Here is a 24,528-nt window from a genome sequence, read left to right on the forward strand (position 1 = left end):
CGCTGAAACTGATTTGCACATGACCTCTGAGCGGAGGAGCGACGATGGACAAACGCATTGAGGCGACGATTCACGGGCGCGTGCAAGGCGTCGCCTTTCGTTACTATACGAACAACCAGGCGAAGCTGCTCGGCCTGCGCGGCTGGGTGGCCAACCGCCCTGACGGCACCGTGCGCGTGGTGGCCGAAGGACCGGAGGCCAATCTACGCAAATTCGCAGCGTGGCTACACGAAGGGCCGCCCGCCGCACGCGTCGATTTCGTCGACCTCCACTGGCTGGACGCAACAGGAGAATTTCGCGATTTCACGATTCGAGGATAATGTCATGACCCACTCCACCTTTTGCCCGGCGCCGATTCGTCTGGCGCTCTACGCCTGCTGCATGGCGCTGCTGGTGACAGGCTGCCGACCGATCACCCCGCCGCCTGCTCCATCGGCGCCTGTCGTGGAGACGGTGGAGCAAGGCGACCAGGTGAGCATTTTCGTCGAAGAGAAGGGCGTTCGCATCGACGTCCACAGCGAACGCGGCATCGGCGCTGCGCAGGTGCGCTTCCCAGGCCCGATCGGCGAGCCGATCGTGGTGGCTTTCCACCTGCAAGGGTTGGAGCAGGCGGTCTTCGACAACGGCGAACGACGACTGGAGATCTCAGTCTCCAGCCAAGACCCTTCCACGGTTTTGCAGTCTCTGGTCACCCAACAGGGCGTCCTCCCCCTCAGCGAAGGCGACCCTTTCTGGGCGCGCGTCGAAATCGTCGCCGAAAACAGCGACCTTCCCACCATTCCATTGCGACAAGGGCACATCGAAGTCACGCTGCCCTCTGGCTTCCTCGACGCGCGACATCCTGTGCTCTCGCTGCGTTGGATCGATTTCTACCGCTGAACCTCGTCCTGAAGCCATTCGGTTGACACGCCGCGCAACGTCGACGGCTGAACGCTGTGCAAAAGCGCAAGCCGGCGGCTGAAACGCTCCAGCCGCCGCAAAGTCTTCGGAACTTCGCCTCATTGACGAACGTCTTATGTAATGACAGCGTTCGTTTGATCGATCCAAAAAAACGGTGAGCCTATGAAAAACCAATGGAATCGCCTGATCTCTGGCCGCGTGAGCAGCCTGGCCGTCAAGATAGCGCGCCTGCGATTGGCATCGCTGGCGGGTCTCTTTTTGCTGGCTGCGACGCTCAGCGGCTGTGTGATTCGCCCGATTGCGGCCGGCCCACTGGAGCAGGCGCCGCTGCCTTCCGACCAGGGGCCGATCATTGCCATTGCTCCGATTGCGGCGGCCTCCGGCGAGACGGTCTCGGTCTCCGGCGCCGGCTGGGAGCCAAACGAAGTTGTGTTCGTCAACCTGGAAGGCGTTCAGGACGGAGAACCTGTGCAGGCGACGCTGGTCAGCGGCTCCACCGACGCCGACGGTCGCTTTTTCCTGGTCTTTGTGACGCCGCTGGATTTCTTCTGGCGAGACGTGAGCGACCTTCAGGTGGTGGCGCGTTCGCTGCGCGGGGATCGCTCGGCCGCCGCGCCCTTCGAGCTGCTGGTGCGCGAGATGACGGCCACGCCCCCGCCCACGCCGACGCCCTCTCCAACCGTCCCTTCCGCCACTGCGACGCGCGACGTGCAAGACCTTGGCTACGGCGTTGCGACGGTCTCCAGCCGCGGGCTAAACATGCGCACCGGCCCTGGCGTGGTTTACCCGGTCATCCGCACGTTGACCTACGGCACGCGCATCGGCGTGCTCGGACAGGATGCGACGGGAACGTGGCTCTTCGGTCAACTGTGGGACGGCACGCGTGGCTGGGTCTCGCGCGCCTTCACCGACTATCTCGGCTCGCCGCCGGTGGTGGCCGCGCCCCCTGCGCCGACGCTTCCGCCCTCGGCGACGCCGACGCGCACGCCCGTCCCGACGCCGACGCCGCCGGCAGGGCTGGCCTGGCGCGGCGAATATTATGACAACCCGTCGCTGCAGGGCGCGCCGCGCCTCGTGCGTCACGACCCTGCCGTCCATTTCAACTGGGGCTTCGGCGCACCGGCGCCCGGCCTTCCGGCCACAGGCTTCTCGGTGCGTTGGTCGCGTCCGCTCTACTTCGCCGCCGGAACGTATCGCTTCTTCGGCGAGAGCGACGGCGGCGTGCGCATCTGGGTGGACAACCGCCTGGTGCTCGATCAGTGGAGCGGCGTCGCCGGCGCCTATAGCACCGACGTATGGCTCGAGCAAGGCTCCTACACGATCTACATCGACTATGGCCAGCGCCGTCAGCCTGCCTACATGACCTTCGGCTGGAGGCGGCTGGAACCGACGCCTCCACCCTCCTTCCCAGAGTGGCGCGGAGAGTACTTCAACAACCGCCATCTCTCCGGCGCGCCGGTGCATGTGCGCAACGATCGCGCCATCGACTTCAACTGGACGAACGTTGCGCCTGCGCCTGGGCTGGGGACGGTGGAGTATTCGGTGCGCTGGTCGCGCACGCTCGAGTTCGCCCGCGGGGATTACCGCTTCTACGTGCGCTCCGACGACGGCGTGCGCGTCTACATCGACGGTCAGCGCATCATCGACGAGTGGCGCGATATGAGTGGCGCCACCACCTACACCGCCGACCGTCGCCTGGACGGGCGCCATCACATCGTGGTCGAGTACTATCAGAACCGGGGTGCAGCCTTCATCACCTTCTGGTGGGAGCGCCTCCCCGCCACGGCCACGCCCACGCGCACGCCGACGCCCACCCGCACCCCCACGCCGCCGCCCACGCCCAATCCTTTCGCCGACGCCAATCCTTCCTCCGGGCCGGTCGGCGAACAGGTGACGGTGAGCTTCGGCGGCTTCCCGCCCAACACGGCGGTCAATCTCTATCTCGGCGCCTACGTGCGCGCCGCCGAGGCGGCCGGCGCCACAGTCTACGCCAGCGGCAGCAGCGACCGCTTCGGCAACGGCAGCCTGCGCTTTACAGTGCCGACCACCTGGCCGGATGGCAGCCCGGTGTCGCCGGGCAAGCTGGCGCTGCTGGTGGCGACTGCAGATTTCCGCGTCAGCGCCGCCGCCGACTTCGATGTGACGCAGCCGCGGCCCACCGCGGCGCCGAATCCTTACGTCGAGGTCAACCCCAATTCCGGCGGCCCCGGCACGCAGGTTACAGTGCGCGGCGGCGGCTTCCCGGCCAATCGCGCCATCAACCTCTACCTGGGCAGCGTGGTGCGCGCCAGCGCGCTCAGCGCCGCGCCGCCGATTCAGAGCGCCACAAGCGACGCCAACGGCAATTTCACCGCCGCGCTGACGATGCCAGAACGCTGGTCAGACGGCAGCCCCATCCCCACCGGCAAGCTGGTCATCCTGGCGGCGACGGGCGATTTCGCTGCGCAGGCCACGGCCACCTTTGACTTCTTTGCAACGCCGGCCAATCCGTCGATCAACCTGGCGCCCGCCGCCGGTCCTGCAGGCACGCGCGTCGTCGCATCCGGCGGCGGCTTCCCGGCCAATGCAGCGGTGGCGGTCTACCTGGCGCCGCTCGATGCGTCGATAGGCGACGGCGCGCGGATGGCGTACGTCTCTGGCCAGACGGACAGCACCGGTCGCTACTCGCTCATCTTCACCATGCCGGCGACCTGGCCGGACGGCGGCGCCATCACGCAGGAGCGCATTGTGGTCACCGTGGCGACGCCCGACTTCAGCGTCTCGGTGAGCAGCGTCTTCGCTTATCAGGTGGCAGCGCCGACGGCGACGCCCACCTTCACGCCGACGCCGACCAGCACGCCGCCCGCTTCGCCGACGCCGACGCCCAACCCCTACGCGCAGGTCAGCCCAGGCTCCGGTCAGCCCGGCGTGACGGTGACGGTCAGCGGCGGCGGCTTCCCACCCAACACCATGCTCTACGTACACCTCGTGCGGCTGGATGGCTCGGTGGGCGAAGGAGACAGCTACGTGCGCTACGCCTCGGCGCCGAGCGACGCTCAAGGCAACTTCCTGATGAGCTTCGTCATGCCGGCCACCTGGCCCAACGGCGCAGTGATCGCGACGCAGCGGCTGGTGATTCTGGTGGCGACCGACGACTTCAGTGCGCAGGCGGGCGTCACCTTCAACTTCGAGCAGCTACGGGCTTCTGGCGAAGCGCCGTCGGACGCGCCAAACGCAACGCCGAGTCCACCGGAGGAGCCAGGGGGCGGGGGCGGCTGAATCAGACGTCTCCGCCGATAAAAGGTGGGGAACAGCGCAACTGCCTGCGCCGGGCGCTCGGTGAATGTAAAATTTCCGCCGCCATCTGCCAGGAAGCTTGCAAGCTTCCTGGCAGATGATTGTTATGCTGGGCTTAAAATCCGCAGCGAGCTCGTGAAAAGCTACGTCCTCTGCGCTACAAAACTATGCTATAATTTTGATCGGTGCTTGCTCGCTTGTTTCCTTTTTTGGGATGGGGTCTCATTTTGAGATGTCTTCGTCTCATTTTGAGATGTCTTCTGCAGGATGCGGCGCGTTCAACACGATGATGGCGTTTTGTGTCCAGAAGTCCGTTGATTTGATGCGAGGAGGCGCACGATGAAAATCCCCTTTCTCGGTAAACCCAGTCAGAATTTTGCAGATGATCGCCTGCAGGCGGCTGCACGCGAGGCGCTGGCGGTGGATCCGATGATTCCCGATGCCGATATTTTTACTGTGGAAAGCATGAAGGGCGTGATTCACCTGCGCGGCGTTGTCCACAGCGAAGCGGAGAAACAACGCATCGAAACCGTGATCACGAATGCCTTGCAGACAAAGGGGCTGAAGTTTGACCGGATTGTCAATGAATTGCGCGTTGCGAATTAAATCGCAAATTAATGCAAAGCAAGGTGATGCGAAGCGAGACTCGATTCAAACCTGCTTACATGGCGCTCTATCGAAGCGGCGAGCTCCACGCACGGGCGCGGGAAGCGGTGGCGGGATTGGCGCAGTGCCGCGTCTGCCCGCGAGACTGCGCAGTCGACCGGCTTGCGGACAAAACGGGCGTCTGCAAGACCGGCCGTTATGCGCGGGTGAGCAGCTACTTCCCGCACTTCGGGGAGGAAGACTGCCTGCGCGGGTGGCGCGGCAGCGGGACGATCTTCTTCGCCTGGTGCAATTTACGCTGCGTCTTCTGTCAGAACTTCGAGATCAGCCAGGAAGGCGTGGGCGTGGAGACGTCGCCGGAGCGGTTGGCGGCCATGATGCTCGAGCTGCAGGCGCAAGGCGTCCACAATATCAACCTGGTGACGCCGGAGCACGTCGTTCCTCAGGTGTTGGAGGCGTTGGTCATTGCCGTCGAACGGGGATTGCGGCTGCCGATCGTCTACAACACCTCGGCCTACGATTCGCCGGAAAGCCTGCGCCTGCTCGACGGCGTCGTGGACATTTACATGCCGGACTTCAAGTTCTGGACTCCTCAGCTTGCACAACGCTATCTGAAAGCGAAAGATTACCCAGAGGCGGCGCGCCGGGCCATTCTGGAAATGCATCGGCAAGTCGGCGACCTGGTCATCGATGAGCATGGTCTGGCGCAACGCGGGCTGTTGCTGCGCCATCTCGTCATGCCGGGGTTTCTGGAGGAAACCAAGGCCATCCTGCGCTTTGTGGCGGAAGAAGTGTCGCTCAACACGTACGTGAATCTCATGGATCAGTACTACCCGGCCGGTCGCGTCGACGCCCAGCATTACGCCGAGTTGAATCGACGTCTGACGCGCAGCGAATATGCAGAGGCGGTTGCTTACGCGCAAACGTTGGGCCTGACGCGACTAGACCGGCGTCGCAGCCTGCATCGGCTCGGCGTTCACTGAGGACGGACGGCGTGGCGGCGTGCGGCGCGCCATGCCTCGATCTGGCGACGCGTTTGCGCCCAATCGGAATGCACGACGCCCGTCATGCCCAGTTTGCGAGCCGCCTCGACATTTTCCTCCAGGTCATCGATATAGAGAATTCGCTGGGCAGGGACGTTGAGCAACTCCATCGCCAGCTCAAAAATCTCTGGGTCCGGCTTGCACATCCCGACTTCATTGCTCATCATCACCAGATCGAACTCCTTCAGCTCCGGCGCATGGTCGTCGAGCCAGGCGACGTGGATGGCGTTGGTGTTGCTGATGACGCCGATCGCCAGTTCACCTTCTTGCCGTAAACTCACGGCGTAGGCCAGTGCGGCGTCGTCGCGCGCAAGGCCGCTGCAGAACGCCTCTGCGAATTGCTCCAGGCTGCGCTCGGCGCCAAAGCGTTCGTTGAACAGGTCAACCACCTCTTCAGGCTCAATCCGCCCCAACCCGAACGCGGGTGCGATCTCCTGGTGGAGGTGGAGAACCTTCTCGGCGTCGACGCCGTAGAGCGCCGCCAGCGCAGACAGGGCGCGCTTGTGATCGTAGTGCACAAGCACGTTGCCCAGGTCAAAGAGGATCGAATCCATGTTCGTAGCTTCCACAAAAAGACTCCTGGCCTTCCATGCATCACGAGATAATGGAATTGGCGCTAGCCAACGAAGGCGAATCGGGCTGCAGCGCCTCCAGGATTGTCGCTCAGGTGAGGGACTTGCAGCAAAAAGCTGAAGCGCTTGCAGTTTTGCATGAACTCGAATCCTGAGCTACCATCGAACGCGGGCGTTCCTGTGAATCTGCGCGCATGAACGCTGGGGCCGTTGCGCAGACGCTTGAGGAGCCTACCATGAAGCTCGCCTTCTCTCTGTTCACCCTCTTGACTCGATCACTTGCGCCGGCGCTTTTGGTGTTCGCCCTGTTGTCCACTCCGGCGACAGCGCAATCGGAGAATCCAATCGATCCCGTCGACCTCGAGACGTTCATGGATGGCCTGATGGCCGCCCACCTGGAGAGCCATCACATTCCAGGTGCAGCACTGGCCATCGTGCAGGGGGACAGCGTCCTTTTAGCCAAGGGCTACGGTTATGCAGACCTGAAAGCCCGCACGCCGGTCGATCCTGAGCGCACCCTCTTTCGCCCCGGCTCGACGTCGAAACTGGTGACCTGGACGGCCGTCATGCAACTGGTCGAACAGGGCAGGCTGGACCTGAACGCCGACGTCAACGCCTATCTGGACTTTCCGATCCCGGCCACTTTCCCGGAGCCGATCACCCTTGCGCACCTGTTGGCGCACACGCCCGGCTTTGAAGACATCGGCGAGGGGCTTTTCGTGCTCTCTGCGGAGGAATTGCTTACGCTGGAGGCGTATCTCAAGCGGCACCTGCCGGAGCGCGTCTTTCCACCTGGACAGGTGAGCGCCTATTCCAACTATGGGACGGCGCTGGCGGGATATATCGTGCAGCGCGTTACGGGCGAACCTTTTGAAAGCTACGTAGAGAAGCACATCTTTGAGCCGTTGGGAATGACCGCCAGCACCTTTCGACAGCCGTTGCCGGCGCAACTGGCGCCCCATCTCGCCGGCGGTTATTTCTATGACAACGGCGTCTATCGCACCGGCGGCTTCGAGTTTATCTCCGCCACGCCTGCGGGCGCTATGAGTGCGCCTGCAGGCGACATGGCGCGTTTCATGATGGCCCACCTGCAGAACGGCCGTCTCGGCGATGCGCGCATCCTCCAGGAAGAGACCGCGCAACGGATGCACAGCCAGCTCTTCACGCCCGATCCTCGCCTGGATGGAATGGCGCACGGCTTCATGACAATGACGGTGAACGGACGGCGCATCCTCCATCATGCCGGCGACACGCCTCTCTTTCATACGGGGTTATTTCTCGTTCCGGAGGAAGGAGTGGGGCTATACGTCTCCTACAATGCGCTTGGCGGCGCCCTGGTGCGCGATGCACTCTTTCGCGCATTCATGGATCGGTACTTCCCGGCCTCGTTTACGCCTGTGAATCCACCGGCGGACGCAGCGCAGCGCGCCGCCCAGTATCTCGGTGAATATCATGCTGCACGCGCAAACTACACCACGATCGAAAAAGTTCTTCAACTGCTTCAGCCGACGCTTGTCCAGCTCACAGACGAGGGAACGGTGCGGGTCTTTATGGGTGGAAGGACGGAAACCTACGCCGAGATCGAGCCTGGATTCTTTCGCCATTCTGAACGTCAGGACAGGCTTCTCTTTCAGAAGGACGCCGCCGGTCGCATCTGGCTGCACTTCAACGACTTCACGCCCTTCACTTCTTATAAGGCGCCCTGGTACGCGACCTTCTCCTTTACAGCGCCCCTGGTCGGCGGCGCCCTGTTGATGACGCTGCTATCCATATTCGGTTGGGTGGTCGCCTTTGCAGCCCGCCGGGGGACAGGGCGAGCTTCATTTGCAGCCGGCCTGGCGCGTTGGACGGCGGGGCTTTTCGGCGTTGCGCTGACGGCGTTTCTGCTCATGCTTGTGGGTGTACTGGGGGACATTCATCCCGACTATGGCGTGCCCAGAATCTTTTTTGGCGAGCCGCCGCTGCTTTCCGCCCTGCTTCTGCTGCCAACGGCGATCGCACTGTTTGCGCTCGGCATGGCGTTTTTCACCGTCCTGAGCTGGCTGAGGCGCTACTGGGGCTGGTTCAGCCGCCTGCATTACACCGTGCTCACGCTGCTTGCTCTAGGCGTGGTCTGGGTGCTGTGGCACTGGAATTTCCTGGCTTTCATGCTGTAGCGGACGCTTTCGCATTCCACCCTGAAGTTCACCCCCCAATAGACCGGCTGGTGAAAGGGCGCGTCGTTTCACCCAGCGGCTACGGCAATGAGGAGAACGATCAGAAAGCCCAGTAAGCCGATGAGTGCGATGGAGAGAGCAACGAGGAGATGGGAATGAGGCTGGACGCGAGTGTGGAACGCAGTCTTGGGATCTTCAACAGACGATGATTCGCTCCTGTCCTGTGAGAAGAGCCGTCGGAAGAGCTGCATGGAGACACCCTCCTGATATAAAAATCTTCGCCGTCGTCCCAAACCCAGTATAAGTTGACCGGTGAGGAGCGTCAACCGACGAATCCCCTACAGGATTGCCGCGGCTCCAGGTGGAATGCCGTGCATGGAAACCGCGCAAATGTCGTAAGAACCGTGGGGAGCTTCGCTCGCCAATTTGTCTGAGTGCATCGTCTAACTGCTGCATGGGTTGCAGTAGATCGAGGCGCCCCAATTTGTTTGCAGGAAGCGTCCAAGTCATGTATGCTTTATCGAGAAGCGAGATTTCTGAGCGACCAAAACACCCGGAAATCTCTTCACCAGATTCAAAAAATGAACGCAGCCCGCGCCGGCGCGAACTGCATCCAATCCTCTGAGTCGACGTCGACTCGCACTTCTTTCGAGGATCACGAACAAGACGAGAGAACACATCGTGCCTGCTCTTGCGCTTAGTCTGGTCATACTCTTTGTTTCTGCACCGATATTCTGGCTCCTGAAACCTCATCGCTCTCTATGGTTCGCCTGGCTCAGCGCCCTGCCGCCTGCTGCAATCACCGTGTGGCAGGTGTTGCAGCTGCCCACAGTCGCCCAGGGCAATTTCATTGCAGAACGTTATGCGTGGGCGCCTACGCTGGGCCTGGAGCTTGCCCTGCGTCTGGATGGGCTGGCGCTCTTTTTCGGCCTGATCATCACCGGCGTCGGCGCCTGCATCGCCTTCTACACCGCCTATTATTTCGAGGGCGAGCCGAGACAGGGCTTTTTCTACCTGGTGCTCTATGGCTTCATGGCGAGCATGTTGGGGTTGGTGTGGGCCGATGATCTCCTGACGCTCTTCATCTTCTGGGAAGGCACGAGCATCACAAGCTATCTGTTGATCGCTTTCAAAAGCGACTACAAAGGCGCCACCGAAGGCGCTCGCCGCGCCTTGATCGTCACGACGGCCGGCGGCCTGGCGATGCTGGCCGGCATGGTGTTGCTAGGGCTGCACGTCGGCTCGTTCAATATCAGTGAAATTCTGGCCGCTCCCGACATCGCCGCTGCATCCATCACGCCGGTCGCCCTGGTCTTGATTTTCCTGGGCGCCTTCACCAAATCGGCGCAGTTTCCCTTCCAGTTCTGGTTGCCGGGGGCGATGGCGGCGCCGACGCCCGCCAGCGCGTATCTCCATTCGGCGACGATGGTGAAAGCGGGCGTCTTTCTGCTGGCGCGGCTGCATCCGGCCTTCAGCGAGCTGCCGCTCTGGTTCTGGACGCTCTTCCTGGTCGGCGGTTTCACGATGGTGCTCGGCGGCGTCAGCGCCATTCGCTACACCGACATGAAGGCGCTGCTCGCCTACGCCACCGTCGCCGTGTTGGGCACGCTGGTGATGTTGCTGGCCTTCCGCGAGAAATACGCCTATGAAGCGTTCGTCGTCACCGTGCTGGCGCATGCGCTTTACAAAGCGCCGCTCTTCCTCAGCGCCGGCATCGTCGACCATGCAATGGGCACGCGCGACCTGCGCAGGCTGGCCAACCTGGCGCGCGCCATGCCGCTCGTGGCGGCGACGGTGGTGCTGGCCGCGCTTTCGATGTCCGGCGTGATCCCGACGATGGGGTTCCTGGCCAAGGAGCTGATGTTGGAGCAGGGCTTTCAACGGCTGGAGCATGGCGATGGCCTCGTCGGCGGGCTGATGTACGCAGCCTCGGTGTTGGCTGCGCTCTTTATGGTGGGCGCCATCGTGACGCTGGCGTGGGAAGCCTTCTTCCGTCGTCAGGCGGATGAACATCCCGCGCATCTGCATCATGCGCCTTCGCCGGGGTTTGTTGCGCCGGCGCTGCTCTTGACGCTCCTGGGAACCGTCGGTGCGTTTTTTGCAGGCGCGTATGAGAACCTGCTCTTTGCGCCTGCCATTGCAGCAATTGCTGGAGAGCCGACGACGCTCCAGTTGAAATTGTGGCACGGGCTAACGCCGGTTTTCCTGACCAGCCTGGCCGCAATTGCGGTGGGCGTTGGAGTCTTCGCCCTTCGCAACCGCGTGCGTCGAGCGTTCGCGGCTGTGCCGGAGAAATTCAGCTCGCTGGCCGTCTATGACGCCACCATCGACGCCATCTATCATTTCGCCTACCGGCTCACTACGGTGATCCAGGGCAGCCCGATGGCGCCGCAGGTCAGCGTCACATTGCTGGCGGGGGTGGCGGTGGTGGTCTATGCGCTTTTCTTCCCTACAGCGCGCACCAGCGTTTTGCTCGACTCGCTGGAGATTCCGAGCATCGCCGAATGGTTGATCTTTGCGCTCGCCATCCTGGGCGCGCTGGCGACGGTGCGCGCCCGCTCTCGCCTGAGCGCCATCATCTCGTTGGGCGTCGTCGGGATCACCGTCACCATCTTTTTTATCGTCTTTGGCGCCCCCGATCTGGCGTTGACGCAGCTGCTGATCGAGGTGCTGACCGTCATCCTGCTGGTGCTCGTCTTTTTCCGCGTGCGCCCCGATCCCTTTATCGAGGACGACCGACGCCGGGCGTTTCGACTGTTCGTGGCCATCGCCATGGGCTTTTTCGGCTTCACCGTGGTCATGGTCAACCATGTGACGCAGATTGGGGAGAGCATCAGCCCCTATTTCCTGGAAAAATCCTATTCGCTCGGCAAAGGCACCAATGTCGTCAACGTCATTTTGGTGGACTTCCGCGGCTACGATACGCTGGGGGAGATCACCGTGTTGGGGCTGGCGGCGCTCGGCGGCTACGCCCTGCTGCGCAGCCCGCAAATTCACAAACTGCGTCGGCGCATCGTCGCCGCACGCAGCGCCGGCGAGGATGGCGCGCATCCGGTTTCTCCCATGAAGCATGAGGCGACGGAGGTCGGACATGATTGAGATCTACCTGCGCCTGGTCGATAAAATTTTGACGCCCGTCATCTTCCTGATCGCCATCTTTCTCTTCCTGCGCGGCCATGACATGCCTGGCGGCGGCTTTATCGCCGGACTGGTGGCGGCCTCGGCCATCGAATTGACGATCCTGGCGAGAGGCGCGCAGGCCACGCGCGACCGCTACGGCCCGTGGGCGGTTCCACTGGCCGGCGCCGGTCTGACCATTGCGGTGGGGGCGGCGCTGTTGGGCATGTACAACGGCGGCTTCTTCCGCAGCATCTGGCTCGAATTTTCTATGGCCGGAGAAAAGCTCAAATTTGGAACGCCGCAACTGTTCGACCTGGGCGTGATGTTCGTCGTGGTGGGCATGGCGATCACCTACCTGTTGCGACTGGGCGAAGCCGCCGAAGCCGCCGTGACAGAGCAAACGCGGCTTGAAAGACAAAGGGAGGATCGTCACCGATGACAGCATTCATGCTGGCGCTGCTGGTCGGCGTCCTGTTTGCCTGCGGCGCCTACCTGGTCTTGCAACGCGGACAGATCAAGCTGATTCTAGGGTTGGGGTTGTTCACCCACGCCGTCAACCTTGCCCTCTTCGGCACCAGCGCCTTAACCCGCGGCGCACCACCGATCGTGCCTGAAGAAATGGGGGGCGCCCCGCAAGGCGCCGACGTGTTGTTCGCCAGCTATGCAGATCCATTGCCGCAGGCGCTGATTCTGACGGCGATCGTGATCAGCTTCGGCGTCACCGCCTTCATCGTGGCGCTTGTCTATCGCCGCGACGCCCTCACCGGCAGCGACCTGGCGCCGGGCGAGCTGGCGACGGTGGTCAACACCTCCGACCCCTTTGCGGAATTTACGCTGCGCATGAAGCTGCCCGATGCAGCTGACGATTACGACATCCTTCAGTACGAGTTGGACGAAGTGTACGATCACCCTGAAGCAGAACGAGAGGTCGCGCGCGAATGAGCCTTCATCCGACCGTGATCACCCTGCCTGTGGCCATCCCCCTGCTTTTGGGAGCGGTGGGGATGTTCCTGCAATTCATGCAATTCCCTCGGCGGCTCCAGATTCAGCAAACGCTGGTGGGCGTCGGCGTCCTCGTCAATCTGGCGGTGACCGTCTTTCTGCTGGTTTTTGTCTTGAACGGCGAGCCGGTGGCCTACCAGATGGGGCTTTGGACGCCGCCTTTCGGCATCACCGTGTATCTGGACGCTCTCAGCGCGATCATGCTGGTGATGGTGGCGCTGCTCAGCGTTCTGATCTTTCCCTTCGCCCTGGCGACCATCGACTCCGAACGAGCCCAGCTCGGCTTTTTCCCGATGATGCTCTTTTTGCTGATGGGAGCGAACGGCGCATTTCTGACGGGCGATCTCTTCAACCTGTACGTCTTTTATGAAGTGATGCTGATGGCCAGCTTTGTGCTGCTGACCGTCGGCGGCACGCCCAGCCAGCTCAACGGCGGCATCCGCTATGTTGTGCTCAACCTGGTCGGCTCGATGATGCTGCTGTTGGCGGCGGGCGTGACCTATGGGACGCTCGGCACGCTCAACATGGCGCACATCGCCGTGCGCATGAACGACGCCCCCTACCTGGTGCAGGCGATGATCGCCGGACTGCTGCTGATTGCCTTTGGCGCCAAGGCCGCCGTCTTTCCGGTCTTCTTCTGGCTGCCCAGCAGCTATCACACGCCCCATCCGGCCGTGACCGCCCTTTTCAGCGGCGTGCTGACCAAGGTCGGCATGTATTCGATGTATCGCGTCTTCCCGCTTTTCTTCCCATGGCTGCTCAATCAATGGCAGCCGCTGTTGATGACGATCGCCGGGCTGACGATGGTGGTCGGCGTGTTGGGCGCCTTCGCCCAGCCGACGATCCGCCGCCTGCTCAGCTTTCACATCATCAGCCAGATCGGCTACATGGTGATGGGGTTGGCCGTCGCCATGACGCCGAACCCGTATGGAATTGGCTTTGGCCTGGCGCTGGCGATCCTGTTCCTGGTGCACAATCAGATCGTCAAAACGGCGCTCTTGCTCGGCGGCGGCGCCGTTGAGCTGGAGATGGGCACAGGGAAACTGAATGAACTCGGAGGATTGGTTCGACTCAAACCCTTGCAGGCGACCGTCTTCTTTATCGCCGCCTTTTCATTGGCCGGCTTCCCGCCCACCAGCGGGTTTATCGGCAAGTTGGGGCTGCTGGAAGTCACCTTTTCCGCCGGTCAGTGGGCGATCGCGGGCGTGAGCGTCTTCGTGAGCCTGTTGACAACCATGAGCATGATCCGGCTCTGGCAGTACATCTTCTGGGGGAAGCCGCATCGACAGCCGCTCACGCAGCGGCGGCAGACGGCGCCCAATTATGCGTGGATGACGGTGGCGCCCGTGATCGCGTTGGTTGCGCTCAGTCTGACGCTAGGATTGGTTGCACAGCCTGCGCTTGACATGGTGCAGACGGCGGCGAATCAGGCCATCGATCGCGCCGCCTATGTGAAGGCGGTTGGCCCCACGTTGACCGAACAAGACCTCCGCATCGCGCCGCCGGAGTGGGGACTGACCGCTGCATCGCAGGCGACGGAGCTGGCAGGGAGGTGATGCATGCACACGCGCAATATCTTTTTGATGAACCTCATCCTGGCGATTTCCTGGAGCGCGCTTCAGGAGAGCGTCGACATCGCCACCTTGGCGACCGGGTTTGTGCTTGGCTTTCTGGTGCTCTCTGTGATCTATCGGGGCTACGCCGGAACCATTCTGGGCATCTTTGGCTATGTGCTCTTTATGATCTGGAGCATTGTCGTCGCCAGCGTGCAGGTCGCCGGCTACGTGTTGTCGCCGGATCCGAAACTCGACCAGGGCATCGTTGAGATCCCGCTCGACGTGCGCAGCGACCTGGAGACGGCCATTCTCGCCAGCTCGATCACGCTCACGCCGGGCACCATCAGCATCCATGTGGGCCGCAACCCCGAGGGGCAACGCGTGCTGTATGTGCACAACCTGGTCATGGGAGATCCGTCGGAGGTGCGGCGGAAGATCAAGCACGATTTTGAGCGGCGCATTTTGCGCGTCACGCGCGGAGGAGTCATTGCATGACGCTCGATTTCTGGCTGGAAGTGTTGCTGGCCATCATGGCGTTTTCCTTGATGATCTGTTTTGTGCGGCTCTATCTCGGCCCCAACCCCCCCAACCGCACCGTGGCTTTTGACACCATTACGAGTCACGCCATCGGCATCTTTGCCCTGCTGGCCATGCGCAGCAAGGCGGCTGCGCTGCTCGACGCGGCCATCGTCACCGCAGTGCTCGGCTTTGTCGGCACAGTCATGCTGGCGCGCTATATTGAACAGTCCAACCTGCAGGATTGGGAGTCGGACGAGGAATAGGCGTTATGTCGCTGCTGGAAATTTTTGTGGTCTTATTGAGCGCCTTCGGCGTCTTTTTCATGCTGGTCTCCGCCATCGGCATCGTGCGTCTGCCCGACGTCTTCTCGCGCATGCACGCCGGCGGTAAAGCTTCTACGGTCGGCATCAGCGCCATGTTGCTGGCAGCCGGGTTTTACTTTTTCGAGGAATTCCTCTTCTATCGCATGATTTTGCTCATCGCTTTGCTCTTTGCGACGCTCCCGATCGCCACCTCCGCCATGTCGCGCGCCGCCTACCGCACCGGGCCGGTGAAGCGCAAACATCTCAACTATGACGACATGGCGAAGGACGCAAGCGACCAGTGATTGTCAACCGGCTCCCGTTCATCCGGCAGTCAGCTTTCATCAGGTGAAAGATCATGTCCTACGATTTTGATCGCGTCATTGAACGCCGAGGCACGGACAGCGCCAAATGGGGCTATTTCCCGGAAGATGTGCTCCCCATGTGGGTGGCCGACATGGACTTCGCCTCGCCCCAGCCCATTATCGACGCTTTGGCCCGTCGCGTGGAGCATGGCGTTTTCGGCTATGGCCTCGAATCCCAGCCGCTGAAACGCGCCCTGGTCGAGCGCATGATGCGGCTCTACGGATGGGAGATTCGGCCAGAAGAAATCTTGTTTCTTCCCGGTTTGGTCAGCGGCTTGAACGTCGTCAGCCGCGCCATCGGCGAGCGAGGCGACGGCGTCCTGATCAACACGCCGGTCTACGGGCCATTTTTGACGGCGCCCATCAACCAGCATCGCACATTGCAATCCGCTCCGCTGCGGGTGCGTTCAATCGGGCGTCGTCTCCATTACGAGCTGAACATGGAAGGGCTGGCTGAGGCGATCCAGCCGCAGACGAGGCTTTTTCTGCTCTGCAACCCCCACAATCCGGTCGGACGCGCCTACACGCGCGAGGAGCTGAGCGAGATCGCCGCCTTTTGCGAGGCGCACGACCTGGTGATCTGCTCCGACGAAATTCACTGCGACCTGCTGCTGGACGACACGCGCCACATTCCGATCGCCAGCCTGGCGCCGGAGATTGCCCAACGCACGATCACCCTGATGGCGCCGAGCAAGACCTTCAACATCCCCGGGCTGGGCGCCAGCTTCGCCATCATTCAGAATCCAACGCTGCGCAAGCAGGTGGAGGGAGCGATGGCGGGCATCACTCCCCACGTCAATATTCTGGGCATGGTGGCGGCCGAGGCAGCGTACACCCAGTGCGACCCGTGGCTCGAGGCGCTGCGCAGCTATCTCACAGCCAACCGCAATTTCGCCGTCGCATTCCTTGAACAACATCTTCCCAACGTCCGGTTCACCTGCCCAGAGGCCACCTATTTGCTCTGGGTGTACTTGCGCGAAGTCGTCGACGGCGGCAAACCCGCCGACTTCCTCCTGCGCAAGGCGAAGCTGGCCGTCAACGACGGCGCATGGTTCGGCGAAGGAGGAGAAGGTTTTGTGCGGCTCAACTTCGGCTGCCCGCGTCGCACCCTGGAGGAAGGGCTGCAACGCATGGCGGCGGCGCTGAATGGAGCATCCGACTGATTTCCATCCGGTGAACGACCGACGACGCGCACGAGCTGGATACGCGCTGGTTGCAGCCGCTGCTGCGCTGGCGCTCTACTGGGGGACGTCGCCCTGGCCTGACACGCCCGACGGCCTCTTTCACCTGCATCGCGTGCGCGCCCTGGCCGAGGCGCTGCAGATGGGCGTCCTTTTGCCCCGTTGGTTTCCCGATTTCGCCTTTGGCTATGGCTATCCGGTGCTCCATTACTATGCGCCGGCGTTCTACTATCTCCCTGCGCTTTTACATCTCATAGGTGTAGATCTGCTCACTGCCACGCGGCTGGCGCTGGCGCTCTGGTTCGGCGCTTCGGCGTTGTCCATGATCGCGTTGCTGCGCTGCTGGGCACGCCCGACCGTCGCCATCGCAGGAACTGTGCTCTATCTGGCCTTTCCCTATCGCCTGTATGATCTCTTCGTGCGCGGGGCCTTGCCGGAGTTCGCCGCCTTTTTCTGGCTGCCGTTGATTGCGTTTTCGAGTTTTCGACTGGGACAATTCGCCGCTGTGGAGGGCGCCGCAGGCGGGTTTTGGGCGTTGTTGCGTCGCCTCCTGTCCAGCCGATGGTTTACGCTTGCGGCGTTGGCCTGGGCCGGCCTCGTCCTGACGCACAACCTGACGGCTCTCATGGCGGTCCTGGCGGCTCTTGGGTGCGCCCTTCTTCTCCCGCTCTCAGGCTCTCCTCCTCTCCCGCTCTCAGGCTCTCCCCCTCTCCCGCTCTCAGGCTCTCCCCCTCTCCCGCTCTCAGGCTCTCCTCCTCTCCCGCTCTCAGGCTCTCCCCCTCTCCCGCTCTCTCATCACCCAAGCAGCCGTTTTGCGCTGACGCCGGTGATCCTCCTGCCGCTCGTATTCGGTCTGGCGCTGAGTGCGTTTCATCTGGCGCCTTCGCTGCTGGAGGCCGACTGGGTGGGATTGGGCGCTGCGCCCGCGGGCGAGGGCTTCCGCAGCCATTTCGCCGGCTGGGCGACGTTGGCGAGCGATGCAGCGGTGTATCGATACCCGACGGCGACGGAGCCGACCGTCCCTCTCCCCGGTTATTTGTTCGCGCTCCTGGCCGTAGCTCTGCTGGCGATGCTTTTCTGGCGCACTTCGCCGTTGCGGCCTCATCTTGCGCTCGCCGTGGCGCTCAGCGTCATGACAATTTTTCTGATGACCTCCGCCAGCGCGGGCCTCTGGTCCTGGTTGGCCTCGACGCTGGGAAAGTTGCAATTCCCGTGGCGCTGGCAGACAATTCTGGCATTGGCATTTGCATGCATGGCCGCCACATTGCTCGAGGCGGCGACGCGCCGTCTGCCGGAGAGGCGCGCCGATCCTTTTGCCGGCGCAGTCAGCGGGTTGCTGGCAATTTATAGCGTCGTCTACGCTGTCGCCGGGTTGGCACCGACGCCTGCACCATTTGTTGCGAATGAATTGACCCGTGAACAGATGTGGCGGTTCGACGCCGAGCACGGGCAGGTGGGCGCCACGTGGACGGGAGAATTTCTACCGCGCTGGGTGAAGGAAGAGCGATGGGCGGTCGGCCGGCCGCCGACGTCGCCGGAGCCCGACGCAGCGGCTGCTGCATTCACGGCCACGCCTGAAGAACAGGGGTATCTACACGGGGCGTGGCGCATCCACGCAGACGCGCCGTTGATATTGCGATTTTCCCGTTTTTACTTTCCAGCCTGGCAGGTGTTCGTGGACGGCGTTGCAACTCCAGCCTATCCTGACGGCGCTTTAGGGCTGTTGGCCGTCGATCTCGATGCAGGCGAGCCGCGCGTCGAGGTGCGCTTGGCGCCGACGCCTGCGCTCTGGCTTGGCCTTCTGCTCAGCGCCGTTGCGCTCAGCGCTCTTCTTCTCTTCCCCGCTCTCCCCCTCTCCCGCTCTCCTACGCTCCCACTCTCCCGGTCTTTTGCCCTTCGTCTGGCGCTTGCTGCGCTTGTCGTGCTTGCGCTGTTCGTGGTCAACCTGAATCTGACGGAAAGAGCCGTCCATCCATCGCCGGTAGGCGCAGATTACGGCTCGGTGCGGCTGGAGGCGGCCATGCTCGGCGCCATGCAACCTGGTCGCCCGCTCGATGTGCGTCTATTCTGGTCGATTCAGCAGCCGGAGCAGCCGTTGACCACATTTATTCACGTAGTAAACGCTGAAGGGCAAATGGCGGCGCAAAAAGATGAGCCATTAGCGGGTGCGTTCACGCCGTTCGAGCGGTGGCGCAGCGGCCAGCTTTTGGACTTTACGCACCAGGTCTGGTTGCCCGATGATCTCCCGGCGGGCGTTTACACAATCTACGCCGGTTTGTATCCACCCGGTCAGCCGGATGCGCCGTTGCAGCCGTTGAATCAAACGGAGGCGCGGCTGGAGCTGGGGCGGCTGGAGGTGAAACCATGAGTCGGGGCCGGATGCGCTGGCTGGCGACGCTGCTGGTGATGGCGCATTTTGCGCTGGCGCTCCATTACAGCATCTGGAATCCGGCCGGCGAAGCGCCCGACGAGGCGGATCACTGGGCCTATGTAGTTTATCTGGCGAGGGAGCGCAGCCTGCCCGAAGGGCCGCAGGTGACGCAAGGCAAACATCCGCCGCTGGCTCACATCGGCGCGGCTGCGCTGGCCTCGCTGGCGGAGCCGGCGTTTGACTTTCTACGCGCCAATCCCGACGTCCAGATTCAGCCTGAGGCGAATTGGTCGCCCAACTTTTTCATCCACACGCAGCGAGAGGCTTTTCCCTGGAGCGGGAGCGTGCTCGCTTTTCACCTGGCGCGGCTGTGGTCGGTTCTGATGAGCACAGCCACGGTCGCCGCAGTCTATGCGCTGGCGAACGCCGCCTGGCCGCGGCAGCCCGGCCTGGCGTTGACGGCGATGGGCGTGGCGGCCTTTCTGCCGGAGCTTGCTTTCCTCGGCGGCGCCGTGAGCAACGACAGCCCGGCTGCGCTCTTTGGGACGTTGTCGCTATGGGGCGCGCTGGTCATTTTTCGCGCCAGCGCGGCCAATGCGCAGCGACGTCTGCATCGGGCCCTCGGCGGAACGGCGCTGGCGCTGGGGTTGGGTCTTCTCGCCAAGGCCAGCACGGCGGCCCTGTGGCCCGCAGTTGCGATGGCTATCTTCCTCGGCGCACTCTGCGCCCATCATAGAAAGACGACAAGGGTGGGATGGAAGACAGCCTGGGATGCGACGCTAACTTCATGGCGGCGCTGGTTGCTGCACGGCGCCCTCGTTTTTGTGCCGGCGCTTGTCATTGCCAGCCCCTGGCTGTGGCGCAACTGGCGACTTTACGGCGATCCAACAGGCATGGCGCTGGTGCGCCAGACCGTGGACCTGCGCACGACGCCGTGGACATGGGCGGATACGGCCTGGCTGTTGAAGGGGTGGTTTTTGTCGTTTTGGGGCAAGTTCGGCGGCGCCGGCCACATTCCGATGGCTGATTGGGTGTATGCGCTGCTCGCTGCATTGACGGCGCTCAGTCTGCTGGGCTATCTGCACAGCTGGAAGGCGCGCGCGCCGGACGAGCGCGTTGCATTGGCCGTGCTGGCGACGGCGCTGTTCGGCGCAGCGTTCGGCGTCTGGCGATATTCGCTGGTGGCGCTGGGCACCGACCAGGGGCGACTGCTCTTTCCGGCCCTCGGCGCCATCGTCGTGTTGTGGTTGGAAGGATTGCAACGCTGGGCGTTTTTCAGGCGTGCATTGGCGGCCGCCGCGCTGCTTGTGTTCCTCGCAGGGCTGAGCGTGTACGGACTTGTCGGCGTGATTTTGCCCATTATGGCGCCGCCGAAGCCGGTTGAATGGACGCCGCGCCTACACCAGGTCGAGCCGCTCGATTTCGGCGAGCTGTCTCTGGTGGACTGGTCCTTAGGCGAGGAGGTTGTCCTGTATTGGCGCAGCAACCGCGCGCCGACGCAGGACTGGCGCACGACGTTGCGCGTGGTGGCCGAGGATGGCAGCCTGGCGTGGGAGTGGCGACGGTCGCCCGGCTATGGGCGGTGGAGCACCGACCGCTGGCCGGAAGGCGTCGTGGTCGAAGACCGCTATAGGATCCGCTGGCCGGCATGGGCGGGACCGGGGCGCTATCTGGTCGAAGTAGGTTTGCAGGTGTACGACGGCGAATACGCAACGCCGCTGCAAGCGGGCCAGGCGATCGCCGCGCCGTTTGCGCCGCTGGGGTGGATAGAGCGATGATCCACAATTTTTAAGGAGCTTTTGTTTCCGGTAAATAGAAGTCAAGCAGCCCCTTGAGGCAGTGATACGCATCGATCTTCTTGGGTAAATGGGGCAGAACTGAGTTCTTTATGTTTTTTGTCAACCACATTGTGAACTGCCAATTGCTGTTTGTCATCTCTTTCTCGTTGTCATGTGACGTTTAGCGGAAACTAAAAGGGTAGTCGATCCTGAGGTTCTGGACTTTCAACATAAGAAATTCACCTTGAGTTTAGCCTGGCCACAATGACCAGGTATATAAGGAAGCGCTGCGACGAGCAGCGCCTACACAGATTCCCAAAAGATTTTGTTAAAGACCTTCAAGAGTCATGGCTCCAACGGAATCGCCCTCAACTTTTGATCTAGCTCATGCAGCGCAATCTCGTCCAACGCCTGGGTGTGGGCGTTGATCGTCCGCAGCGACACGCGCAACGCCAGATTGAAATTCGGGCTTTGATCGATCCCCGGCAGATAAGAAAGAATCAACTGCCTGCATTCCGGATTGCTCCAGCACATCTCCAGGGGAACATCCACACTGTAGCAGGTCGCTTCTGGAGTTGCCATTGTCGCAGGCAACTCTCGATCAGAAGCGAACCCGCCAAAACGATTTTCTAGCCAGGCAATGCACAGATCGATCCAGCGGGCGACGTCTCGGTTGACCATCTGTTTGAGACCGCTCGATGTATGAGGTTTTGCCAGGGACAGACCATGCGCGCCTTCCTGAAAGATGTGCACTTCAAAGGGAACGCCCGCCCGCTCGAGCGCCGAGACGAATTCGAGCGAATGACGCACCGGCACAAGCGCGTCGTCAGCGGTCGTGAAGAGAAAAGTTGGCGGCGTCTGCGCGTCCACTTTCTGTTCCAGCGAAGGGATCGGCGCAGGCAGCAGATCGGCCAGGTCGTCAAGGATCAGAGGGTACGCCAGGATCAGCGCGTTGGGGCGAATGCGCCCTATGGTTCCAAGCGCAGCAGCCAGATGCCCTCCCGCCGAGAAACCGCACACGGCCACTTTGTCGGGGATGACGCCCCAGGCTCCGGCATTGGTGCGGATGCGCTCGAGCGCTGCTTCAGCGTCTTGGAGCGGCCTGGGAAAGGCCGCATGCTCATTGAGCGAATAACGCAACACGAAGGCGTGATAGCCTTGCGACAGAAAGGCCATTGCGACCGGCTCGGCTTCGCGATCTGAACAGAAGCGATACGCACCTCCAGGAAAGATCAACACCGCCGGCCGCACCCTTGCATTCGGCATCTCTGGCGAGGCGTCGAGCAGATAGGTGGTCAACGTGACATTCGGGTTGCTCTGCAACATAAGGGTCTCGGTTTTCATCGATTGGCTCCTTTCGCAAAGGTTTACTCGGTCACCCGGATGGTCGCCTCGGCCGGCTCCAGCCCATCGCCGCTGACGCGTATCGTCATCTCGCCCGCTTCTCCTCCCTGCACCACCGCCAACGCTCTGCCATAGTAGGTGGTGTAGCTGCCGCTGTCGAAGCGCTCTTCGGTGCAGGGATTGGCGCTGCCAAAGCCCAGCAGCTTGCCACCTTCGACGTGGACGGTGAGTTTGCGGTCGTCGTTGCTCTCCACGACGCCGTTTTCCCCGACGAGTTCGACGTTGACATAGAGCAGTTCGCCGACCTGGATGGCGGATTCTTCGGGCTTGAGCGCAAGGCGCGTCTTGCCGGTTGCGGAAACCAGCTCGCTTTCGGAGAGTTTGCGCCCATTGCGATCATAGGCGACCGCCTTGAGAACGCCAGGAGCGTATCGAGTCTTGTACATGGCCTGAAAGGCTTTGATTTTCTTCTTGCCCAGCGACTTCCCGTTGAGAAAGAGCTCGACAGCATGGGCGTCGGCGTACACTTCGATTTCCGCTTTCTTGCCTTCGCAATGTTTCCACGACCAGCTAGACAGTGCATTCGTGCCGCGCCAGATGGCTTTGGTGACGCGTTGACCGGAGCGATTGACAGGGCGCACTCCAATATATGGGCGCTTCTCTACGCCCCACACCACGGCGGCGTATTTCCCGGCTGCATCCACGTTGCCCAGAATGTCTACTGCGCCGCACCCAGCGAGCAGCCAGGGGTAAGGCTTGTGGAAACCGGTGCCGTCGTAGGTCCACGCGCCGAGGCCCGCCTCGCCCAGATAGTCCCAGGCCGTCCACATGAAATCGCCGACGAGATAGGGGAGTTGTTTGACCATCTCCCAGTTCTTGGCGATGTCTTGCGGAAAGGTCTCGCTGCCGTAGATAACTCTGTTGGGGTGCTTCTTCCCCTCCAGCTTATAGCGACCGGAGGCGTAGTTGTAGCCGGCGATATCCAATGCATCCAGACACGGACTGGTCACCCGATCGACGGCGTCTGAACGGGTCATGTTGTTCATACGGGTGCCGATCACGGAAACGAGCATGTTGAAGAACAGGCTTCCCGAAGCGCTCTGCTTTTTCTTTTTAGAGATTTCGTCTTCGCCGGCCAGGCCGCCCCCTTCTTTGTAGATGCCCTTGCCTTTACTGGCCAGATGAATCATCATCAGGTTGACGCCGGCCGTCACCGCGCGATTGCGATCCAGGCGGTGAAAATAGTCCACCATCTCCCGTGTTAGCTGAACGCCTCGTTCCTGATATGGCTCTGACATTTCGTTGCCGATGGAATACATGATGACCGAAGGGTGGTTAAAATCCTTTTCGACCATCGCCTTGAGGTCTTCCAAATGCCAGTCATCGAAATCAGAAGCGTAGTCATATTTGTTTTTGTGCATATACCACATATCAAAGGCTTCATCGATGACGTACATGCCATAGCGGTCACACGCCTCCAGCAGCGCTTTCGAGGCGGGGTTGTGGGCGCTGCGAATGGCGTTAAAGCCCAGCCCCTTCAAAATGCGAATGCGGCGTTCTTCGGCTTTAGCATAAGAGCAAGCGCCGAGGACGCCGTTGTCGTGGTGGATGCAGCCCCCGCGCAGCAACGTCTCCTGGCCATTGATGAACAAACCTTGGGGGCTCCATTCCACCTTGCGGACGCCGAAGCGCTCAATCACCTCGTCCACGATCTCGCCATGGTGGTCTCGCAACGTCACGCGACAACGATAAAGGTGAGGCGTTTCCGCCGACCAGAGCCTGGCGTTGGGAATGTCGATTTGGGCCGCTGCACCCTCTCCGCGCGCAATGACAGTGTCGCCATCGAGAATCTCGACTGCAAGCTCGCCGCCAGTGGCGCGAGTTTCCACCAGGATTCTGGCGGGCGCATAGGAGAGGGTGGAGACCTTCACGCCGTCTAGCTCAATGTGCATCCGGTTCAAGACGTGCAGATACACCGGACGATAGACGCCGCTGCCTGAATACCAGCGGCTGTTCGGCATTTGGGAATTATCCGCCACCACGCGGATCGTGTTTTCTGCTCCATACTGCAAAAAGGAATCTGCGTGAACGAAGAACCGAGAATACCCATAGGGCCTGCCTCCGGCCTCCTGCCCGTTCAGATACACTTTGCTGTTTCTGTAGACGCCCTCAAATTCAAAGATGACGCACTTGTCCCGCCAGTCGACCGGCGCCAGGAAGGTCTTTTCGTACACATAAACGCCGCCGACGAAGAAGCCCACTGCGCTGCCGCCTGGGCTGTCAGGATCGCGCGCATCGTGGAGCATAGCATCATGCGGCAAATCCACGATCTGCACGCCGGCTCCGCCTTCTTTGCAAAGACGCCACTCTCGGTTGAAGTCTTGCTTTCTCATAAGCCTATTTCTTAGAATACCCCCCTTCCCGAAAGCTCAGAACT

The 24,528-nt window shown here is 61.7% G+C and carries 19 protein-coding genes; 16 read left to right on the forward strand and 3 right to left on the reverse strand.

Translation table 11 applies throughout. The features are described 5' to 3' along the window. The first annotated feature begins 44 nt into the window (after window positions 1-44). From Q0367_RS14990 to Q0367_RS15010, 5 genes are all read left to right on the forward strand, one after another. Window positions 45-320, forward strand: coding sequence for an acylphosphatase (locus Q0367_RS14990; protein ID WP_297632677.1), 276 nt, complete (start codon window positions 45-47; stop codon window positions 318-320). A gap of 4 nt (window positions 321-324) precedes the next feature. Further along, the gene (locus Q0367_RS14995) at window positions 325-879 is read left to right on the forward strand and encodes a hypothetical protein (protein ID WP_298983212.1); all 555 of its coding nucleotides are present in this window, start codon (window positions 325-327) and stop codon (window positions 877-879) included. Window positions 880-1,062: 183 nt separating this feature from the next. Continuing rightward, entirely contained in the window at window positions 1,063-4,158 is a 3,096-nt protein-coding gene (locus tag Q0367_RS15000; RefSeq protein WP_298983213.1) for a PA14 domain-containing protein, read from the forward strand. 357 nt (window positions 4,159-4,515) lie between these two features. Further along, window positions 4,516-4,782, forward strand: coding sequence for a BON domain-containing protein (locus Q0367_RS15005; RefSeq protein ID WP_297632686.1), 267 nt, complete (start codon window positions 4,516-4,518; stop codon window positions 4,780-4,782). A 26-nt stretch (window positions 4,783-4,808) separates the two neighbouring features. Further along, entirely contained in the window at window positions 4,809-5,765 is a 957-nt protein-coding gene (locus Q0367_RS15010; RefSeq protein ID WP_298983217.1) for a radical SAM protein, read from the forward strand. On the opposite strand, the gene Q0367_RS15015 is transcribed toward Q0367_RS15010, so the two are convergent. Next, complete coding sequence (locus Q0367_RS15015) at window positions 5,759-6,394, reverse strand: HAD family phosphatase (protein ID WP_298983220.1); 636 nt, start codon at window positions 6,392-6,394, stop codon at window positions 5,759-5,761. The two genes, Q0367_RS15010 and Q0367_RS15015, sit on opposite strands and share 7 nt — an antisense overlap. A gap of 239 nt (window positions 6,395-6,633) precedes the next feature. On the opposite strand from Q0367_RS15015, the gene Q0367_RS15020 reads away from it, so the two are divergent. The 11 genes from Q0367_RS15020 (at window position 6,634) to Q0367_RS15070 (ending at window position 20,747) form a co-directional block, all read left to right on the forward strand. Continuing rightward, window positions 6,634-8,553, forward strand: a complete 1,920-nt coding sequence (locus tag Q0367_RS15020) for a serine hydrolase (RefSeq protein WP_298983223.1) — start codon at window positions 6,634-6,636, stop codon at window positions 8,551-8,553. 681 nt (window positions 8,554-9,234) lie between these two features. Continuing rightward, window positions 9,235-11,652 carry a hydrogen gas-evolving membrane-bound hydrogenase subunit E gene (gene mbhE, locus Q0367_RS15025; RefSeq protein ID WP_298983225.1) on the forward strand — a complete coding sequence of 806 codons (2,418 nt, stop codon included), beginning with the start codon at window positions 9,235-9,237 and terminating at the stop codon, window positions 11,650-11,652. Continuing rightward, entirely contained in the window at window positions 11,645-12,112 is a 468-nt protein-coding gene (locus Q0367_RS15030; protein ID WP_297632701.1) for an MnhB domain-containing protein, read from the forward strand. The genes mbhE and Q0367_RS15030 overlap by 8 nt, the downstream gene beginning before the upstream one ends. Continuing rightward, window positions 12,109-12,615 (forward strand): sodium:proton antiporter, encoded by a 507-nt coding sequence (locus Q0367_RS15035; RefSeq protein ID WP_297632704.1) that lies wholly within the window; start codon window positions 12,109-12,111, stop codon window positions 12,613-12,615. The genes Q0367_RS15030 and Q0367_RS15035 overlap by 4 nt, the downstream gene beginning before the upstream one ends. Then, window positions 12,612-14,231: a proton-conducting transporter membrane subunit gene (locus Q0367_RS15040; RefSeq protein ID WP_297632707.1), complete on the forward strand. Its 1,620-nt coding sequence runs from the start codon at window positions 12,612-12,614 to the stop codon at window positions 14,229-14,231. Before Q0367_RS15035 ends, Q0367_RS15040 begins: the two co-directional genes overlap by 4 nt. Before the next feature lie 3 nt (window positions 14,232-14,234). Beyond that, on the forward strand, window positions 14,235-14,726 hold the full coding sequence (locus Q0367_RS15045; RefSeq protein ID WP_297632714.1) for a Na+/H+ antiporter subunit E: 492 nt from the start codon (window positions 14,235-14,237) through the stop codon (window positions 14,724-14,726). Continuing rightward, window positions 14,723-15,013, forward strand: coding sequence for a monovalent cation/H+ antiporter complex subunit F (locus Q0367_RS15050; protein ID WP_297632719.1), 291 nt, complete (start codon window positions 14,723-14,725; stop codon window positions 15,011-15,013). Before Q0367_RS15045 ends, Q0367_RS15050 begins: the two co-directional genes overlap by 4 nt. 5 nt (window positions 15,014-15,018) lie before the next feature. Further along, window positions 15,019-15,357 carry a monovalent cation/H(+) antiporter subunit G gene (gene mnhG / locus Q0367_RS15055; RefSeq protein WP_297632722.1) on the forward strand — a complete coding sequence of 113 codons (339 nt, stop codon included), beginning with the start codon at window positions 15,019-15,021 and terminating at the stop codon, window positions 15,355-15,357. Window positions 15,358-15,410: 53 nt separating this feature from the next. Beyond that, complete coding sequence (locus Q0367_RS15060; protein WP_297632725.1) at window positions 15,411-16,580, forward strand: MalY/PatB family protein; 1,170 nt, start codon at window positions 15,411-15,413, stop codon at window positions 16,578-16,580. Further along, window positions 16,564-18,966: a hypothetical protein gene (locus Q0367_RS15065; protein WP_297632727.1), complete on the forward strand. Its 2,403-nt coding sequence runs from the start codon at window positions 16,564-16,566 to the stop codon at window positions 18,964-18,966. The genes Q0367_RS15060 and Q0367_RS15065 overlap by 17 nt, the downstream gene beginning before the upstream one ends. Next, the gene (locus Q0367_RS15070) at window positions 18,963-20,747 is read left to right on the forward strand and encodes a hypothetical protein (RefSeq protein WP_297632729.1); all 1,785 of its coding nucleotides are present in this window, start codon (window positions 18,963-18,965) and stop codon (window positions 20,745-20,747) included. Before Q0367_RS15065 ends, Q0367_RS15070 begins: the two co-directional genes overlap by 4 nt. A gap of 345 nt (window positions 20,748-21,092) precedes the next feature. Here the strand turns inward: Q0367_RS15070 and Q0367_RS15075 are convergent, their stop codons facing one another. Both Q0367_RS15075 and Q0367_RS15080 read right to left on the reverse strand, forming a co-directional pair. Continuing rightward, window positions 21,093-22,091: an alpha/beta hydrolase gene (locus tag Q0367_RS15075; protein ID WP_297632733.1), complete on the reverse strand. Its 999-nt coding sequence runs from the start codon at window positions 22,089-22,091 to the stop codon at window positions 21,093-21,095. 23 nt (window positions 22,092-22,114) lie between these two features. Then, on the reverse strand, window positions 22,115-24,484 hold the full coding sequence (locus tag Q0367_RS15080) for a glycoside hydrolase family 2 TIM barrel-domain containing protein (RefSeq protein WP_297632736.1): 2,370 nt from the start codon (window positions 24,482-24,484) through the stop codon (window positions 22,115-22,117). Between the last annotated feature and the right edge of the window lie 44 nt (window positions 24,485-24,528).

This window comes from uncultured Caldilinea sp. (assembly GCF_937128415.1).
Classification (GTDB): Bacteria; Chloroflexota; Anaerolineae; order Caldilineales; family Caldilineaceae; genus Caldilinea.

Excerpts from the sequence above, each read along its gene's own strand:
- Q0367_RS15075 (WP_297632733.1), bottom strand. The coding sequence starts at position 22,091 with ATGAAAACCGAGACCCTTATGTTGCAGAGCAACCCGAATGTCACGTTG.
- Q0367_RS15045 (WP_297632714.1), top strand. The coding sequence starts at position 14,235 with ATGCACACGCGCAATATCTTTTTGATGAACCTCATCCTGGCGATTTCC.
- mnhG (WP_297632722.1), top strand. The coding sequence starts at position 15,019 with ATGTCGCTGCTGGAAATTTTTGTGGTCTTATTGAGCGCCTTCGGCGTC.
- Q0367_RS15005 (WP_297632686.1), top strand. The coding sequence starts at position 4,516 with ATGAAAATCCCCTTTCTCGGTAAACCCAGTCAGAATTTTGCAGATGAT.
- Q0367_RS15035 (WP_297632704.1), top strand. The coding sequence starts at position 12,109 with ATGACAGCATTCATGCTGGCGCTGCTGGTCGGCGTCCTGTTTGCCTGC.
- Q0367_RS14990 (WP_297632677.1), top strand. The coding sequence starts at position 45 with ATGGACAAACGCATTGAGGCGACGATTCACGGGCGCGTGCAAGGCGTC.
- Q0367_RS15000 (WP_298983213.1), top strand. The coding sequence starts at position 1,063 with ATGAAAAACCAATGGAATCGCCTGATCTCTGGCCGCGTGAGCAGCCTG.
- Q0367_RS15020 (WP_298983223.1), top strand. The coding sequence starts at position 6,634 with ATGAAGCTCGCCTTCTCTCTGTTCACCCTCTTGACTCGATCACTTGCG.
- Q0367_RS15030 (WP_297632701.1), top strand. The coding sequence starts at position 11,645 with ATGATTGAGATCTACCTGCGCCTGGTCGATAAAATTTTGACGCCCGTC.
- Q0367_RS15040 (WP_297632707.1), top strand. The coding sequence starts at position 12,612 with ATGAGCCTTCATCCGACCGTGATCACCCTGCCTGTGGCCATCCCCCTG.
- Q0367_RS15050 (WP_297632719.1), top strand. The coding sequence starts at position 14,723 with ATGACGCTCGATTTCTGGCTGGAAGTGTTGCTGGCCATCATGGCGTTT.
- Q0367_RS15070 (WP_297632729.1), top strand. The coding sequence starts at position 18,963 with ATGAGTCGGGGCCGGATGCGCTGGCTGGCGACGCTGCTGGTGATGGCG.
- Q0367_RS15065 (WP_297632727.1), top strand. The coding sequence starts at position 16,564 with ATGGAGCATCCGACTGATTTCCATCCGGTGAACGACCGACGACGCGCA.
- Q0367_RS15010 (WP_298983217.1), top strand. The coding sequence starts at position 4,809 with ATGCGAAGCGAGACTCGATTCAAACCTGCTTACATGGCGCTCTATCGA.
- Q0367_RS14995 (WP_298983212.1), top strand. The coding sequence starts at position 325 with ATGACCCACTCCACCTTTTGCCCGGCGCCGATTCGTCTGGCGCTCTAC.
- Q0367_RS15080 (WP_297632736.1), bottom strand. The coding sequence starts at position 24,484 with ATGAGAAAGCAAGACTTCAACCGAGAGTGGCGTCTTTGCAAAGAAGGC.
- Q0367_RS15060 (WP_297632725.1), top strand. The coding sequence starts at position 15,411 with ATGTCCTACGATTTTGATCGCGTCATTGAACGCCGAGGCACGGACAGC.